Annotated in this window: 3 protein-coding genes and 1 pseudogene; 3 read left to right on the top strand and 1 reads right to left on the bottom strand. The window is 46.7% G+C overall.

Annotation, left to right across the window (positions count from 1 at the left end):
* Nucleotides 1–114 precede the first annotated feature (114 nt).
* From yccS to NL646_RS02800, 3 genes are all read left to right on the top strand, one after another.
* Nucleotides 115–2,268 (top strand): YccS family putative transporter, encoded by a 2,154-nt coding sequence (gene yccS, locus NL646_RS02790; protein ID WP_025503796.1) that lies wholly within the window; start codon nucleotides 115–117, stop codon nucleotides 2,266–2,268.
* 252 nt (nucleotides 2,269–2,520) lie between these two features.
* Complete coding sequence (locus tag NL646_RS02795) at nucleotides 2,521–2,718, top strand: hypothetical protein (RefSeq protein WP_017448124.1); 198 nt, start codon at nucleotides 2,521–2,523, stop codon at nucleotides 2,716–2,718.
* Between the two features lie 81 nt (nucleotides 2,719–2,799).
* Entirely contained in the window at nucleotides 2,800–3,099 is a 300-nt protein-coding gene (locus tag NL646_RS02800; protein WP_005498550.1) for a hypothetical protein, read from the top strand.
* Between the two features lie 114 nt (nucleotides 3,100–3,213).
* Here NL646_RS02800 and NL646_RS02805 read toward each other — a convergent pair.
* Nucleotides 3,214–18,896: pseudogene (locus NL646_RS02805) on the bottom strand (retention module-containing protein).
* Between the last annotated feature and the right edge of the window lie 421 nt (nucleotides 18,897–19,317).

Raw genomic sequence — 19,317 nt, forward strand, 5'->3', positions numbered from 1 at the left:
TTTTAAGGCTCAATTAGTGAGCGTTAACCGTTAGAACGTCAACTTTCTAACGCAGTCATCCTTGAGTGAAATTGGGAATTTTTCTCCGTTTTTATCGGAAATGTAAGGCGCATTGTGCAAGCAGCTTCTAAATTTCGCCTCTATTGGGCAAATAAAACCATTAACTACAGCATTCTTATATTGATCACCCTGTTGGGTGTCGTTATTCCTGCTTGGTACTTCGGACAAAACACCTTGATCACACCTCTCATACTAGGTGTGATTGCCGCTGCACTAGCGGAAAGTGATGACAGCTTTATGGGACGAATCAAAGCTCTGATTCTCACGTTTATCTGTTTCGCGGTTGCGGCCTTCTCTATTGAAATACTGTTTCACACCCCTTGGCTGTTTGCCACGGGTCTGTTTATTTCCACGTTTGGCTTTATCATGCTTGGCGCAATTGGGCCAAAGTATGCCAGTATCGCATTTGGTTCGTTGCTGATCGCCATTTACACCATGCTCGGCGCGCACGAAAGCACAAATATTTGGTTCCAGCCGTTGTTACTGCTAACTGGTGCCGCTTGGTATTACTTTATGTCGATGATCTGGCAAATGTTCTGGCCGTTGCAGCCGGTGCAATTAAGCCTCGCGAACGTGTTTCTTGCGCTTGCTAATTATCTCGATGCCAAAGCCAAGCTTTTCCACCCAGTCACGAACCTTGCACCGCAACCAATGCGTATTGAAGCGGCTCGCCTTAATGCTGCTACGGTCACCGCACTCAATGCGTGTAAAGCAACGCTACTCACCCGTTCCAAGCGTGGTCATGTAGACGGCCCGAGTGACCGATTCTTGAATATCTATTTTATCGCGCAAGACATTCACGAACGCGTGAGTTCGAGCCACTACCGCTACCAAGATTTGGCAACGGAGTTTGAGCGTTCAGACGTGCTGTTCCGCTTTAAATATCTTCTTGAGACACAAGCGCAAGCTTGCCGGGATATTGCTCAAGCCATTCAACTCGGCAACGAATACACTCACACCGATGAGTCGATTCTGGCTTTGGCAGAACTACAAAATTCACTGGCGTATTTGGAAGAGCAGCAACAAGGTCATTGGAAGCGTTTGTTAATGCAGCTGACGTACCTGTTCAATAACCTCGCTACGGTTGAAAAGCAGCTAAACAACATCAATAACCCGGATGCCGAACGCCTAGAAGAAGACACGCTTGCCGATACCAACCCACATACGTTGAAAGCAATGTGGCAACGCATTTCGGCTAACTTTCATAAAGATTCGATGCTGTTTCGACATGCGCTACGTATGTCAATTGCGCTTACTATTGGGTACGGCATCATTCAGCTGTTTGATATTGACCGTGGTTACTGGATTTTGCTTACAACGCTGTTTGTATGCCAGCCGAACTACAGTGCGACGCGCCAAAAACTTACGGCTCGTGTGATCGGTACTTTAGCGGGGTTGTTGATTGGCGTACCGCTGCTAACGTTCTTCCCTTCTCAAGAAAGTCAGTTGGTGTTTATCGTTGTTTCGGGCGTGATGTTCTTTGCATTTAGGATGAACAACTACGGCTACGCGACCGGATTTATCACCTTGTTAGTCTTGTTCCTGTTCAACCAGTTAGGTGAAGGCTACGCAGTGGTACTTCCTCGGCTTGCCGATACACTGATTGGCTGCGCGCTAGCCGTCGCGGCTGTGATGTTCATTTTACCTGACTGGCAATCGAGAAGACTGCATAAAGTGATGTCTGATGCGATAGATGCGAATAAACAGTATTTGGATCAGATCATCGGCCAATATCGTATCGGTAAGAAAGACAACCTGAGCTACCGCATTGCTCGTCGTCAGGCTCACAATAATGATGCGACATTGACGTCAGCAATCAGCACAATGCTTGCTGAACCAGGTAAGTATCGCGCAGCCGTCGATGAGAGCTTCCGCTTTCTGACGCTCAACCACGCCATGCTCAGCTACATCTCTGCTTTAGGTGCCCATCGTACTCGCATCGAAGATGAATCCATTCATAAACTGGTTCTGGATGCTCACCGTTGTATCCACCAGCATTTGGATGTGTTGCATCAACAATTACACCAACATTGCGAAGAGTGCGATTTATCCAACATTGACGATGCGGGACTTGAGCAGCGTTTGAACGAATGGCGCGATGAGGATGACAGCTCGGCGCGTATGGTGCTTCAACAACTCCACCTTATTTATCGCATGTTGCCTGAGCTTCACTCGCTGGCGAGCAAATTTGCCGTTCGTGTGAACTAACTCGACCTTAGAGAGACTAACTTAAAGGTGCATGTGACTTAACACGCGTTCTTTATGCAATTAGGGAAGCACTTTTGCTTCCCTTTTTAATTTTAGATAACCCGAAGTAGGTAAAATTACCTTTCATAGGAAAAGTCTTACGTATCACTTAACGCACCTTGACAATACTCGGACAAAAAACCATCGATCAAATTCTAATCTAATTCTATTGAATAAGTATGTTGTGTGGCCACGGAGGCCGTTAGACAGGACATGAAGGATAAACCTGAGTACAGCGAGGATACAGAGATGAAAGCGCAACAATTTAAAGAGCTAAAAAAGAAGCTTGGAGACCTGACGGCAAGTCAGTTAAAAACATTGCAAGGCGAAATCAGCATGACGCTGAACAAAAAGGAAAAGCCATTGCTCTCCACTGAAGAGCGTGAAATGTTATCTAAACTGTTTGTTTGATTAAGTTATTGATATAAATCACTTGCACGTTTTATAAACACTTCCTATGCTAACAACAGCATAATAAGTGGAATTATGATCATGCCAGTTTCAGGGATTCACTCCGGTCAACAAATCATGCAGTTGTCGCACAAGATGGCGGATAAAGCTGCACATGAGATTCAACAAACCTTCGTAAAAGGCGGTGAAGACTTATCATTCAATAAAGTCGAACTCGCTAAAAATGTGGCTTTCGCCGCGAACCCTTCCCTAGCCGCACATGCTACTGTTATCGAACCTCTTATCGAAGTTACTCAAGCCGCAAGTTACAACCGTATTGGTGCGTCCGTTGTGGAAAAAAATAACGAGGTAATTGGCAGCCTTCTCGACATTCACGTCTAAAGAAACCAAGATAAAAATTATACCTAACTCCCTTTCCAGATATTGAAGAACACCAAACGCTAATAAGCGCAGCGGTCAAATCTAACCGCCGCACTTTTCATTTCTCAAGTCACTTTATCCGTTATCAATAACACCTCGATTAAGAAGCGATTCAACAATCTCGTTTGAGCTTAATCCATTGAAGTCTATTGCCTGACCTAAGTTCTCAACCACAATAGTCTGATGAACGTTCGCATCAGTAGTAATGCTCAAAGAGACATTGTCTGTCGTGGCATCGTAGTCCGCTTGAATATGCGCAAGTAACTCATCAATTCCTGCCATTGGGTCATTTAAATCCGCAATCACGTCTTTAAGATCGATCGTGTCTTCATTAAGCGTAAAGTCGGTGATGGTATCCACCGCACCTTCGTCAACGGTATCTTGAGTCCATTTAAAGATATCGTTACCACCGCCACCCGTTAGGATGTCCGAACCCAGACCACCGATGAGAATATCATCGCCGTCACCACCGATAATGCGGTCATCACCCGCCCCGCCGATGAGGGAAATTCCGCGATCACTACCAAGTAACAGATTATCTTCCGTTTCAGAAGAAACATCGATGTCACGGTTGTTAGACGTAACATTGATGCTGATATCGATTGGGTCTGAGAACGCTTGATCGCCATTCGATTCCGTTGAAACCGCAGTCAGCGTGATATCGTGATCACCTTGGCGCACATTATCGATGTGAAGCGTATCAATTTCATCAGCAGGCACTGTCCAAGTAGAAGTCGCGCTATCAAAACTGATGCTCGATGTGGTTGCATCACTCGTTAGCGTTGCGCCTCTTGGAACGCCTGTCACCTCTAACGCTAAGACTTCATCCAAATCCGTCAGTGCAGCAATAATGCCGACTAACGCTACGCCCTGAAAACTCGCACTTTGGCTAGCAGTAATACGTTGGATGTAATTAAAGTTCGCGTCAAAGGCAAGCGTCGGTTTGTCCGCCACTGGTGTCACGTTGATATCAAACGTTTCGGTGGCTTGCAGCGACGTTCCTGTGGAATTCTCGTAGTAAATTCCATTATCGTCCGCTGTAACCGTCAATGAAATCGCTGAACTGTTCACGTCACTTGCATCGACAAAAACACCGACATTTGGATCTGTCGAAGTCAACACCGCATTAAGTTGGGACAACGTTCCCATCAACACGGTTTCACCCGCTAAACCAACACCTTGCGTCACACCACTGCCGGATGGCGCGATAACACTGACATCACCTTCACTCGCACTGAGCGAAATCGTCATGATCTCGTTCTCATGGATACCAGTGAAATCCACATCCGCTATCGTAATGCCTGATATTTTTTGACCTGCCGATTCGAAGATCGTGCTGGTTACTAATGAGCCATCAATCTCCGGAGCATCATTAACCGCTTGAACGTTCATGACCGCAGAACCGCTGATTGTGATTGGATCCGGTGCTCCATTGGTCGTGCCATCATCAGTAATGTCATAGACAAAACTCACGTCGCCGTTGAAGTTTGCTGATGGTTCAAAGCGCCATTCCGTCGCGCTAATCTGCGTGATCGTTCCCGCTGATGGATCCGCAAGCGTGACATTACTGACCGCCAAGTTATCGTTTTCCGGATCAGTTGCATTTGCCAATAGTTCCGAGGCGGTAATGCTCACAGCGCCGCTGTCTTCTTCTATCGAAGAAAGCGTCACTTCCGATGTTTGAGGCGCATCGTTTACATCGAACACTTCAAAAGATGCAGAACCCGATACCGTCTTAGGATCGGATACACCATTTGTTGTGCCATCGTCCGTAATATCGTAAGTCAGCTCTACAGGGCCGTTGTAACCCGGCGCTGGCGTAAATTCCCAATTCCCTGTGGTTGAGTTAAACGCCAAAGAGCCAGAACTAGGGTCCACAAGTTGAACGTTACTCACCGTCAAGTTGTCGTTTTCCACATCAGTGGCATTCACAAGCAAATCTGATGCAGAAATTGCAAATACACCACTGTCTTCACCAATACTGGTCAAGGTAACTGGCGACGTTTCAGGCGCATCGTTCACGGCTGTAACATCAATCACAAAACTGCTGCTGTTGGTGTTTACAGTTTCATCAACACCACTAATAACAATGCCTTCGTTACCTTGGTCATCGACTGTAATGTTCACAGTAACATCGCCGAAGAAGTTGAGATCAGGGTTGAACTCAATCAATCCTTCTGCAATGGCGGCGTTGAGATCTGCGACTGAACCTTTTAGCTCAACTGCTCCTGTACCGTCACCCTGAACCGTCAAACCATATTTCGAGATAACGTTAGCGTTCAATGCGAGATACCCGCTATCTACCGCTACATTAAGAACATACTCTGCATTCGGGTTATCAAGTACCGCATCGACATCAGAGATACCGAAGCTATTTAGCAATAAGGCGTTGTCTTCAGGTGTTTCCACATCGACAACATTAACGAAGTCAGGTCTGTCGTTTACCGCTGTAACATCGACAGACACATCAAACTCTTCCGCATTACCCAAGCTTTGGCTGCCGTCTAGGCCGGTATCGACCGCTTGCACTTTAAAATGAAGCGAGCCACCCCAAGAATTGTCATTTCTATCACCAGAGTTAAAGACGATTTGATCTAGGTCTTGTGCATTGATTTCAAGGACAAAAACACCACTACCTTGATCAACAAATGTCGTTCCATCTGGAAGTGACAAGCTCGCACCATCTGGTACGTTTGAAATCTCAACCCTCAGTGTTTCTGGATCATTCTCTTGATAATTTGCACCGTCGCCAATCGACTCTTTGTTATCCACCACCAGCGCATTCACGTTGATGGTAATGTCTTCGCCTTCATTGCCTGAGACTTGAGCATCTGGGTTAACATCCACGTCGTCGCCAATCGGGTTAACGACTAACGTAAAGTTGCTGTTTCGCTCGGTAGGCACTTTCAACAACTCTTCTTGAATGAAGACAGAGATACCGATTTCAACTTCACCACTAAAGTGTTTTGGCGGCTTAATTTGAATATCGCTCAAGTCGATAGAAGTTTGCGTCAAGTCTTTAACTTGAATGCTCCACTCGCCATTGCCTGCGTTTTTCACAATGTAATCGGATGAATTAGACTCAACAACAAAGTCATTCGGAATGCCTGTCAGCTTAAGTGAAACAAAGCTTTCAGAGCCATCATCGTCGGTCAGACTGATCGTAACGCCAGTACCTGACTGGTTGAGTGAAATCAACGTATCTTCATCACCCGTCACGACGATAGGCTGACTTGGATCGGTTCCCGTAATTACAATGTCATCCACGACAGGCGTGACTTCAAATGTCACGTCGTCGGTAAAGGTGCGTACATCTACGTTATCGCCCGGATTGATCAATGTCGATTGGTCAAACACGGCAACGTCTGTGATTTCGCCTTCGATGTTAATTTTCACCGTATTTTGACCACCACCAACCGGGTAGTTTTCACTCGGTTTGAACAGAACGTTATCCAACGCTCCCGCTAAAATATCGGCTTCATTAAATTCGATACTCGTGCCCAAACTATTGCCATTGCTATCGACAAACTCACCCTGTGTCGTGTCATCAAGCGTCAACTTGATGTTGGTTAACGTTTCTCTACCGCCTAATGTGTTGTTGAAGCCATCTGCAAAATCGACGTTCAAATTAAGCTGAATTAATCCATCTTCGTAACCAATACCATCAGCGGTTGGAACATCGTTATTGAGGTCATCAACAGGCTGCTTGTTCGCATCAAGACCAAGTGTTCCAGTAATATCGACTGTGACATCTGGCGTGATGTTGCGATCCAACGGCTGGTCGCCTGCCGAATTTGGCACGTCAGCAACTGGCAGAATTTGCACCGGAATCAGTTCTGTGGACGATTTTTCATCTGCAGAGCCCGTATCTTTAGTCACAAATCTCACAGGCAAAACGAAGTCGCCAGCATAATCTTCAGCCACACGCATCGTTAAGCCTTCAAGGCCAACAATGTTTCCGCTTGCGTCGATATCCGCTTGGAATACGTATTTGCCGTTAATGAAATCAACGTCCGTACCCGTAATGATTAGGCCCGGCGGAATACCAGGTGAAGATGGGTCAATGACGATGGTCAATACGTCTTCCACACCATCAGGATTGATCACATCAATCTTGGAAGTAAGCTGAGCACCAAGATCGACAAAGTTGTCTTCTGAGCCTTCAATTTGTACGTCATCAGTCACATCAATTTCGGCCGCGACACTGGTTTGCGGGGTAAGAACCGTTGGGAACTCCAACACCACATCCGTTTGTCTTATTTCAGTTGCGTCTTTTTCAACCGAATCTTCACCTAAGTCATTCACACGCGCGTAAATCGTCAAACCAATTTGCGATAAACCGCCGTTATCACCATTGTCAGTGTCGTCGTTCGGCGTCAGATCAAGGCCAGATGGCGCTTTGATGCAGAAATTCTCCTCATCAATGATCGTCCAACGGCCGTCACCTTCATTCAGTGCTCCGATAATGACTAGCTGGTTAAGAATGGCAGGATCGGTCGTGTGCAACTGAACAACCAGTTCAGTTACCACCTCATCCGAAGAAGCATCAAACTCTTGATATTTAATGATGTTTGCACCAGCTTGGCCACCCGCAGAGGTGTTGATTGTAAAGTCGATTGCACCTTGCGCATCCGATTTAACAACGTCTATCGCAGTACCATTACTTTCTGTGACCAGCAAGCGCGTTTGATCGCCTATCGCACCAGAGGTATCTTCTGGTTCAACAACTGGATTCACTTGAACGTGAACCGAACCTGTAATCACCGCTTCTGCAATCCCTTGTCCTGGATTTGCCGCATCAACGTACTCATGGTCAATCTCTTTCACGGTCAACGTTGTGCTCAAATCAAAGTCGGCACTGGAATCTTGTTCCAACTTAACTTGAACATAACCACTCTGCGTAACGCGAGCAGAGAAGTCTTGCTCCGATTCATTGGCTTGTGGCGTTAATGTTAACGTACCAGCGACGAGCGTTTGCGCTACACCGTCCACGAACACGGTACAACTAGGAGGGAAGCCAGAAATCGTCACTTCTGAGAAGAACTCATCGGCATCTGGACTTTGGCTGGTCGTTGGTTTCCAATCGATGTTGAAGCGCGTATCTTCGTCACCTTCCGAAACCACGGTATAGTTATTTCTTGCGTCAATCACAGGGCCAACAATCACACGAATTTCCCCAGTTGAGGTGCGCGTATGACCATCGTTTTCAGTAACGATCGTGGTTGCTGTGATGTGAATATTCTCGGTAGACGATGCTTCCGGTTTAATCACAATGCCCGAGTTGATGTTTGCTTGCGTAATATTCGCTTCATAGATTGGCTGGTTATTGCCATCGTACCCAACGAACGTTAAATCGACCGAGTTGCCATCATTATCAAATATCTCAACGCCATCAGGAATGTTGGAAAGCAGTACCGTTACCGTTTCAGAGTGATCGTTCGGGTTATCTTTGAATTCTCCAGAAAGAATGCTGAACGAAATATCAACTTGGCCATTTTCATCCACAAATGTTTGAACGCCACGTACGTTGCCATCATCAAACTCTTGCCAAATGCCTGATTTATCATTGAGTTCAACGATTGGAATATCCGCTACGCCTTTCACATCAACAATGACGGTTTTGTTCCCGAGTGAAAGTACATCTTGCGCAGAACCTGTTGAAAGCGATGCGCTGTCTTTTACGATGCCTTCAACGTTGAAGGTGAAATCGTCGTTACTGTGCAGTGGTGGCAGCACTTCTACATTCGTCAGCTGCGACTCAGGAATTTCGTAATACAGCACATTGCCGTTGCCATCCGTTACTTCAACAATCTGTGAAGGATTCACGCCATCGAGCCAAACAAGCGTCACGCCGTCGATAGAGAAATTCGAGATGCGAACAAACAGCTCTTCTGAACCATCCATATCCGCGGATGGTTTCATTGAAATCACTTCGCTTAATTGAAGTGGATCGTGGTCAGTAACCGGATCGACCGTATCTTGAGTGCGAGCGTTATCCTCGAAAATATTGATGCGATTCACGGTAAAGCTCCCAGCATCAGCGACTGGAGAGACATCAATGACGATGGTTTCCGTTTCTGAGCGAGCCGTTTCTTTGCCTGTCAGTGGATTCACGCTCTCCGTGGTGATCGCAGTGACATCAATTTTTATTTCACCCGAGAAGTTATCAATTGGATCAACTTGAACATCGCCAATTCGACTTGCATCAACAAGGTATACCCCGCCCGTTTGCGCGATGGCACTGCCATCTGAGTAAACTAGCGTTGCGTTGCCCTCACCTTGGGTAAAGACAAGTTCGTACACGATGCTTTCTGGGTTACTGCTGTCTTGTGTTTGCGCGCTGATGTTCAGAGAAACGTTGTTACCATCTTCATCAACCGTGTAGTTAAAGGTACTGTTTGCCGTCCACGTCGCGATGTCTGCAACGCTTTCCACTTGAATGTTGAGCCTGCCATTGATGATGTGGTCAGACACACCGTTATTAAGGATCTCAACTCGGATGCGTGGATCTATGCCACTATCGCCTGTCGCAAAATGGCGGTCAGGCACAAAATAGAGGTTCTCAAGCGTAACGAACTCACCATTGAATGATTGAATGACATTCGAACCGTCCAACACAACAGAGCCATTGACTGGAGTAAGTTCAATGTACTCACCATTGGCATTTCGATAATAGAACGTGCCGTTGTGCGTGCTCGCATCGCGAATCGTGATGTCGCCTAGGCTTTCATTTCTATCGAGGTCGTGCAAGTTAATCACTAGATCGACTTTCGCTGGCGTAGTATCTAGACCAGATAAGTTATCTTGCGTATTGGCATTCTCAGTACCAAGGATAGAACCGTCACGGCCTTTATCTTCGAAAGACAACACCGATGAGGTATCGATTTGTGCATTTCTGTCTGTCACGGAGATGTCGAGATCGGCGGTACTCGTATCTCCGTCACCATCGGTAGCCGTAACATGAACCGTGAAATCGATTGAAGCCGCATCGGTATGATCAAGATCGTCATTTGGTCTAAAGCTAATAGAGCCATCAGTTCGAACAATCAAACGCCCAATTTCAGTGTCAACGCCGTTTAGGGTTTTATGTACAAAAACCGTTTGATTACTGCCGTTAAGATCAACGGTTGTCATATCTATTCCATTCTGTTTGAAATAGATACCTGAATCGTCTGCGCTAAATGAGGTCAGCTCACTGCCATCTGCACCATAATTTAAGTCGCCTTCTACAGGGTCTTGGAACAGTTGAACGGTTCGCGTTCCCTGCCCTTCAACACGAGTGATGGAACTATCGTAAATCGTTGGAACATCATCTGTGATCGTCACAGGAAGATTGATACCAGCGGTATCGCCATCCACATCCGTCGCAAAAACAGGCAGATTGAGCGTCAGTAAATCTTCGCCCTGAACACCATGATCCAGTACGCCTTCTAGCGTGAATTTGTATGTTCCGTCAGCATTTAACACCAGAGTAAATACCGACTTTCCATCTGGCGTTTGACCTTGGTAAGTGTAGTTGTTGTTATTCACACCAGTTTGTACGAGCGTGACCGCTTGTCCGCCTGACGTTACCCCGCTGATTGGGTCACCAGACAAATCTAACTGGTAAGAAACTATCGTATCCGCACCTTCTACGCTATCAAAGCTGCCGCTTGCCTCTAGGCTGTCTTTGCTCAGCTCTGAGCCTGAAGGCAAGTCATCTTCATCTAAGAACAACGGCGTCGCCGTTTTGATTTCCGGCACGTCATCCACGATGGAGATTGGCAAGTTCACAGATGCCGATGTATCACCATCGAAGTCAGTAACAGAAATAGGAATATCTAACGTTAGGCTGTTTTCGCCCGCGCCAGCAGGATGATCCACAGGACCCACTAACTCAAATTGGTAGCTATTGTCTTTTGCATCCAACGTTAGGGTGAAAATCTGCGTGTTCGTGCCAACAATCACCGCTTCATAGGTGCTTACACCGTCGGCTTCAGAGACCAGTCTTAGTTCCACATCTTGACCATTTGACTGCAAACCAGCGACCGCGCCAGCTAAGTCAGAAACATGATAACTGACGATTTCATCAGCGCCAGCAACAACGTTAAAGTGTCCATCTAACACTCGTAAGCCAGAAGTATCAGAGCCAGCAGGTAAATCATCTTCGTCAATCGTCAACTGGCTACTGTTATCCACCCCAGTGATAGACGGCACATCATCAACAACGGTAATTGGCAAACTAATCGTGTTCGACACATCGCCATCAAAATCCGTGGCATTCACAGGGAAATCAATCACTAGCTCATTTTCACCATTGCCATTTGGATGGTCTAGCTGAGCAAATAATTCAAATTGATACCTATCTTCTCCAGCATTTAACGTAAGTTTAAACACGATATCGGTAGTGCCTTGCACGTACGCACGGTACTCAATCACGCCATTCGCGTTTGAGTATTCAACAAGCTCTAGTGGCTGACCTGCTGACGTTAACCCAGCAACAGGTGAGACAAGATCCTCCAATTGGAAGCTAACGATAGAATCTGCACCGTCAACGACATCAAAATGTCCGCCGATAATATGATCACCTTGACCATCCGACCCTTTGTTCGGAATGTCATCCTCATCAATGGACAAGTGACTTCCTGGACGAATAGCTTCAATCGTCGGCTTATCATCCAAAATAGTGACTGGCAACGTCGCGTTAACGGAGTCGTTGTCCCCGTCGGTAATCACAATCGGCAGATTGATGGTCAGGTCATCAGAATTGGTTGCATGATCGAGCGCGCCAGACAATTCAAAATCGTAGCGTCCGTCTTGATGCAATGTCAGCGTGAAAATGGTGTCGCCACCAACGGTTTTTCCGACATAAACCAAAGCATCACTCGTTGACGCTGTAGCGTCTTGAGTAATCGCGATGCTCTCGCCGCCAGAAGTAAGTGCAGGCAGTAGATTGGAATTGAGATCCAGAACAAATGAGTCGATACCATCCGCGCTGGTCACTTCAAACTGACCAGAAACCGTTAGAGGCTCCTTGGTCTCGTCTGAGCCCAGCGGCAAATCATCTTCATGCACTTGTAAACTGTCTATATTCGTTACCACGGGTACATCGTCGACCACCGTAATCGGTAACGTGAACACTGGTGATACATCGCCATCACCGTCAGTCACGGTGATTGGCAGTTCGATTATAATGTTGTTTTGCTGATTACCATCAGGATGATCAAGTGGTTTTCTAAGATCAAACTCATAGGAGCTATTTGACGCATTCAGAGTTAACTCAAACACCACTTCTTGAGAATTAACCGTGATACCTTGATAAACATTCACTCCGCCAGTACTGGACGTTAAGACTAAGGTGACTGCCTCTCCGCCAGACATCAATGCACTAACTGGCGTCGTCAAATCACTCAGTTGAATCGAGGTGACTTGGTCTGCCCCTTCTGTTACATCGAAGGTACCACCGATGATGGTGTCTTGAGTACGGTCAGTACCCTGCGGTAGGTCGTCCTCATCGACGGTCTGTTCACTACCCTGAGCCAAACCGTCGATGGTTGGTACGTCATCCACAACAGTGATCGGCAACGTGAGAGTATTCGAAACATCACCATCAAAATCCGTCGCTGCGATAGGAAGGTTGATGACGATGTCGTTTTGACCATTCGCGGTTGGATGATCGAGTGGCTCAAGTAGTTCAAACTTGTAGCTGCCATCAGAAACATCCAACGTCACTCGAAAAGCAGGTGTTGTTGTTCCATCAATAATGGCTTCATAAACGGATACGCCACCTGAATTAGAAACTTCAACGAGAGTCAGTGATTGCCCACCAGACTTTAAGCCTTGAACTGGCGTGTTCAAGTCAACGATATGGTACTCGACGATATAGTCCGCACCTTCTGTCGCGACAAACTTACCAATAATACTCGTTGGTTCATTGCCATCAGAACCCACGGTTGGCAAATCATCTTCGTCTACTGTGAGTACGCTGTTTGCGTCGATACCATCGAGTGTTGGTCGATCATCAACAATCGTGACTGGAATAGTCGCGCTCGTGGTGTCGCCATCAAAATCGGTCGCGATAATAGGGAAATTCAGCGTTAGCTCATCTGCACCGATTGGATGGTCAAGTGTCCCTTCAAGAGTAAAATTATAACTGCCATCCGGTTTTACAACGAGCGTAAACACAGCATTCGTACCCGCGGTGGCTGTGTAAGTAAAACTGCCATCTGCGTTTGCAGTTTCAGTCATGGTTACGGCAATGCCTTGCGAAGTAAGCCCATCAACAGGCATCGCATTCGCATCGAGCTGATAACTGACGACACTATCCGAGCCTTGAGTCGTAGTGAACTTACCGTCTATGGAAAGCGCTTCTTTTTGATCAGAACCAATGTTGTTCAAGTCATCTTCATCGACCGTAATTGGCGCAACATTTGTGATCACTGGTTGGTCATCAACAATGGTCACAGGAATCGTGGCAGAAGTGGTGTCACCATCAAAATCCGTCGCGATGATTGGGAAGCTCAGCGTCAGTTCGTCACTGTTACTCGCATGGTCAATTGGGCCTTCGAGTGTAAAGTTGTAACTGCCATCTGGATTCACAGTTAACGTAAAGACAGGATTGGTTCCTGCGGTTGCCGTATAAGTGAAACTACCATCTGGATTTGCCGTTTCACTCAATGTCACCGCAATACCTTGCGAAGTAAGCCCATCAACAGGCGTCGCACTGGCATCCAATTGGTAACTCACTACACCATCAGAACCTTGATTGGTGGTGAAGTGTCCGTCAATCGATACTGAACCGTCTTGAGCCGAGCCAATCTGCGCGAGGTCATCTTCATCAACGGTGATCGCTTGAACATTGTTAATTGTTGGCTGGTCATCAACAATGGTTACAGGGATGGTGGCCGATGACGTATCGCCATCAAAATCGGTCGCGATGATTGGAAAGTTTAGCGTCAGTTCATCACTACCAGTCGCGTGATCGATTGGGCCTTCCAACGTAAAGTTGTATGAACCATCGGTATTCACCACCAACGTAAAGACAGGATTGCCATTTGCTGTCGCACTGTAAGTAAAGCTGCCATCTGCATTCGCTGTTTCAACCAAATCAACAACTTCGCCGTGCGACGTTACCCCTGCTACGGGGTTCGTCGAGCCGTCGAGTTGATAGCTCACCACTCGGTCAGAACCTTCCGTTGTGGTGAACTTGCCATCAATAGAAACAACGCCATCTTGAGCAGAGCCGATACTCGTTAAATCGTCTTCATCCACTGTAATGGCATCGACGTTTGTGATGGTCGGTTGGTCATCGACGATCGTCACTGGGATCACCGCAGAGCTGGTGTCACCATCAAAGTCCGTTGCGATGATTGGGAAGTTCAGCGTTAGCTCGTCGCTATTAATAGCGTGATCGATTGGGCCTTCCAACGTGAAGTTGTAAGAGCCATCATCGTTCACTATCAACGTAAATACTGGATTGCCATCTGCCGTCGCAGTGTAAGTGAAGCTGCCGTCAGCATTTGCCGTTTCTACGAGTACAATCGCTTCGCCATGTGAGGTAAGGCCAGTAACAGGATCCGTCGAGGAATCAAGTTGATAGCTCACCACGCGATCAGAGCCTTCTGTTGTGGTGAGTTTACCGTCAATAGAAACAACGCCATCTTGAGCAGAACCAACGCCCGATAAATCGTCTTCATCAACCATAATGGCATCTACGTTTGTGATGGTCGGTTGGTCATCGACGATGGTCACTGGGATCACCGCTGAACTGGTATCACCATCAAAATCGGTCGCAATAATCGGGAAGTTCAGCGTTAGCTCGTCACTACCATTGGCATGGTCTATAGGGCCTTCTAGCGTAAAGTTATAAGAACCATCTGCGTTAACAATCAAGGTAAAGACGGCGTTACCACCCGCGGTGGCTTGATAAGTAAAACTGCCGTCTGGGTTGGCCGTTTCAGTCATCGTTACCGCGACGCCTTGAGACGTCAGCCCTGCTACAGGGTCGGCAGAAGCATCCAATTGATAACTAACGACACCATCAGAACCTTGCGTTGTAGCAAATTGACCGTTTATAGAAAGTGCATCACTTTGGTCTGAGCCAATCCCCGTCAAGTCATCTTCATCAACTTGGATTGCATCCACACTCGTGATGATTGGTTTATCATCGACGATAGTCACTGGGATGGTGGCAGAAGTTGTATCGCCATCAAAGTCAGTCGCAATAATTGGGAAGTTCAGCGTTAGCTCGTCGCTATTAATAGCGTGATCGATTGGGCCTTCCAGCGTGAAGTTATAACTGCCATCCGTTTTCACGACCAACGTAAAGACAGGGTTGCCATCAGCGCTCGCAACGTAGCTGAAGCTACCATCAGGATTTGCAGTCTCTATCAACGTCACTGGATTGCCTTGCGAGGTGAGCCCTGCAACCACATCTACAGAGGTATCTAACTGGTAACTAACCACGCGGTCAGAACCTTGCGTTGTCGTGAACTGACCATCAATCGTAAGTGAATCATTTTGGTCCGAACCGATGTTCGCTAAGTCGTCTTCATCAACACTGATGGCTTCAACATTTGTGATAGTCGGTTGGTCATCGGTAATCGTGACAGGAATAACGGCAGAAGTCGTGTCTCCATCAAAATCGGTCACTGTGATCGGGAAGTTGAGCGTTAAGCTGTCACTGTTTGCTGCATGGTCAATCGCGCCTTCAAGTGTAAAGTTGTAGCTGCCGTCGGGATTGACGGTTAATGTGAAAACCGGATTTGTCCCTGCTGTTGCCGTATAGGTGAAGCTGCCATCAGAATTAGCCGTTTCTGTCATTGTGACAGCTACGCCTTGTGAGGTTAATCCATCAACAGGTGTCGCATTCGAGTCAAGCTGGTAACTCACAACTCTGTCTGCACCTTCAGTGGTCGTAAACTGGCCATTAATTGAAACTGGGTCGTTTTGGTCAGAACCGATACCAGCCAGATCGTCTTCATCAACACTGATCGCTTCAAAATCCGTTACAACTGGCAATGAGTCAACGATGGTGACTGGCAACGTAATTTTGCTCGTGTCGCCATCAAAATCCGTCGCGATGATGGAAAAGTCCAACGTTAAGGTGTCACTATTTGGAGCATGATCAACAGCCCCTTGCAGTTCAAACGAGTAACTCCCGTCACTGTTTACCTGTAACGTAAATACCGGATTGCCGTTTGCCGTCGCCGTGTAGGTAAAGCTACCGTCGGCATTACTGACTTCGGCCAACGTGATAACTTGACCGTTGGAGGTCAAACCGTTTAGCGGGTCTGAACCTGTTTCAAGCTGGTACTGAACCACACCATCTGAGCCTTGCGTGGTAGTGAACTGCCCTTCAACCAACAGTGCGTTGATTGTCCACCATTCGTAATTAAGTCATTTTCATCTACAGTGAGAGGCTCGACATTCTCAATCGTAGGAACGTCATCTTGAATGGTGACAGGCAAAACCATGGTGCTGGTATCGCCATCAAAATCCGTCGCTGTAATAGGGAAACTCAGTGTTAACGCATCACTACCACTAGCGTGATCGATTGTGCCTTCTAACGTAAAGTTGTATGAACCATCAACATTCACCACTAGCGTAAATACTGAGTTGCCGTTTGCTGTCGCGGTGTAAGTGAAGCTGCCGTCGGCATTTGCGGTTTCTACCAGCTCAACGGCTTCACCATGTGAAGTCAAGCCATCAATTGGATTGGTCGATGCGTCGAGTTGATAACTCACCACTCGGTCGGAGCCTTCTGTCGTGGTGAACTTGCCGTCAACCGAAACAGAATCATTTTGATCCGAACCGATGCTCGCAAGGTCGTCTTCATCCACCGTTAAAGCTTCCACACCATCAATAGAAGGCGCATCATCTTTAACTTCTATAACGATTTCTGCGGCTTTGGCATCGTTCGAACCTAGCGTCAAAGAAGAGCGGTCTCCGTCGGCATCAACGGCATAAACTGGAATGGTGAACGTTAACGATTCGTCGTTTGCGCCAGTATGATCCAGCTGTTCATAGAGGTTGAACTGATATTCGCCTTGAGACGGTGAGTCGATACTGATGTCGAATACCGTAATGCGCACACCATCAAGCTCAATGTAGCCTTCGTAAGTACGAACGCCATTGACATCAGAAGTGAGTTCAAGAAGTACAGTTTGCCCTTGCGATTGCAACTCGCCAGAGACATTAAATTCCGTTGGTTCTACTTCGAAGTGATCAATAATATCGCTGCCTGCGGCTGCCGAAATCGATCCGGTACCGCTAGTAATCGCGATGCCCTGTAGAGAACCTTGCTCGACGCCAGACTCGTCCAAAGACAAGCTTGTGACATTGTTAATGACTGGGTTATCGCCATCAGCAATTGTAATCACAAAGGTATTGCTGACCGTATCTTGGTCGAAATCCACGATCGTCGTTGGAAGGGAAAGCGCTATCGTATCGCTATCATTCGTCTGCTCAAGCGGTTTGAACTGTTCAAATTGGTAAGTGCCATCGGTGTTTAAAGTGATGCTTAATACCACCTCTCCCGTGCCAGCTACGGTTAACGTGATGTTACTGCCATCTTCAGACAAGGTCGCAACCGTCGCTTGGTTGTCAGTTAACAAACCATCAAATTGCGACAAACTTTCCTGATTAAAGGTGACAGAAGCCAACTGGTCACTGCCAATTTCGACAAACGTCCCCGTAATTGGCGTCGATGAAGATTCTTCATTCTCAAACGAGATGTCTTGCGGCGCTGGATTATCACCATCGATAATCGTCGTGACAAAATCAATTGGCGTACGAATGCTGTTACCACCAATATCAGTACCCGTCATCTCAAACTCAATACTGATGCGGTCACCAACAATCGACACCTGCCCGTCATCTACAGACGCAACATGGTCAATGCCTTGGCTTATGGTGGTCGTCACCTCCAACTCGATATCACGACCTAGCGAAGTCGCTTCAATTTCAATACGTAGGACTTCATTGCCATCTTGAACACCAATGATGGCATTTTGCGCTTCGTCGTATGAGAACTCGACAGCTTTACCACCAGATTGAATATCGGTGTTCAACTCGGCCAGTAGCGACTCTAGTGAAGCAGCAGATGGAACAAATGAGCTAGGGTCAAGCGGGAGATCGCCCGCCTCAACGGATACGCTGGTTGCAATAGATTGAGGATAAGTCGTAAGGGAAATCGAACCTTCGGTTACTTCCGATTCAAGAGATTGTCCACCATCAGCAAAAATGGTGACGTTGATGTCATCGGTTTCTTCGCGATCTTGCACGCCAGTGAGTGCTGCAGAGGTTTCGAAAAACGTCGAGGCAAGCATTTCTGGGTTGTTGTATTCAACCGTCACATAGCCAGCATTTGCCGAGCCAGACGCATCGCCACCAGCGGCCGTTGCTTCAAGAATTGCCGTCGGGTCGGCACCTTCCAAAATCGCTTGTTGGATAGCAGCAACATCATTTGCGTCAAAATTAGCACTATCAATCGCCGTCGGGTCGAAAGCAATTTGGCCATCAACCGGGGTTTGAACCAAAGTTTCCGGTTGTTCTGATGAAGGCTCGGGAAGACACGCGACACAGTTTTGGTCGACAAGATAGAGCTCGTTATTGATTAGAACATCCAAAGACGCATTGTTTTCTGTGACAATGACATCCCCTGTATTTAACGCATCTCCGGCGCTTACCACTCGGATCTTACCTGTAAGATCCAATACCAAAACTTCCCCTTTGACAGCATTTACAATCGCGTTTTGCGGCACGGTTTGCGTACTCATCTGACCTCCGCTAATGGCCAACGTTTCCCATTAACCTATTGCATAGTTTTTAGTTGAATATATGTGGTGTTTTGCACATCGTTGGTTGATTAAACTAACTATCAACTCATTAAACAATCGACTTATTGCGTTCCACATCCCAAAACAAGTGAAAGTTACTATCTGTCACAAAAATGGGACACATATCCTAGCGGCGCAATATCAATTAATTATATGAAATGCGTCACTTATTTCTAAACAAGTGTAGTCGGTCTGATAAAAAACGGAGTTATCAAAGTCACTTAACTAAAAGCGATACTGCCAGTTGCGATCAAAAGTGGTAAAAACGCAAACAAAATACTGTAGAGACTTGAGCGAGTTGATAACTTTATTAGTAAAGGAGAAGAAAAGAACGTCACAATTAGATACTGAACGAGATAAA

The sequence above is a fragment of the Vibrio sp. Y20_XG_PY13 genome (assembly GCF_024181925.1).
Taxonomy (GTDB): domain Bacteria; phylum Pseudomonadota; class Gammaproteobacteria; order Enterobacterales; family Vibrionaceae; genus Vibrio; species Vibrio parahaemolyticus.

What these genes read in the sequence shown, in the direction of transcription:
- NL646_RS02795 (WP_017448124.1), top strand. Translation starts at nt 2,521, where the DNA reads ATGAAGGATAAACCTGAGTACAGCGAGGATACAGAGATGAAAGCGCAA.
- NL646_RS02800 (WP_005498550.1), top strand. Translation starts at nt 2,800, where the DNA reads ATGCCAGTTTCAGGGATTCACTCCGGTCAACAAATCATGCAGTTGTCG.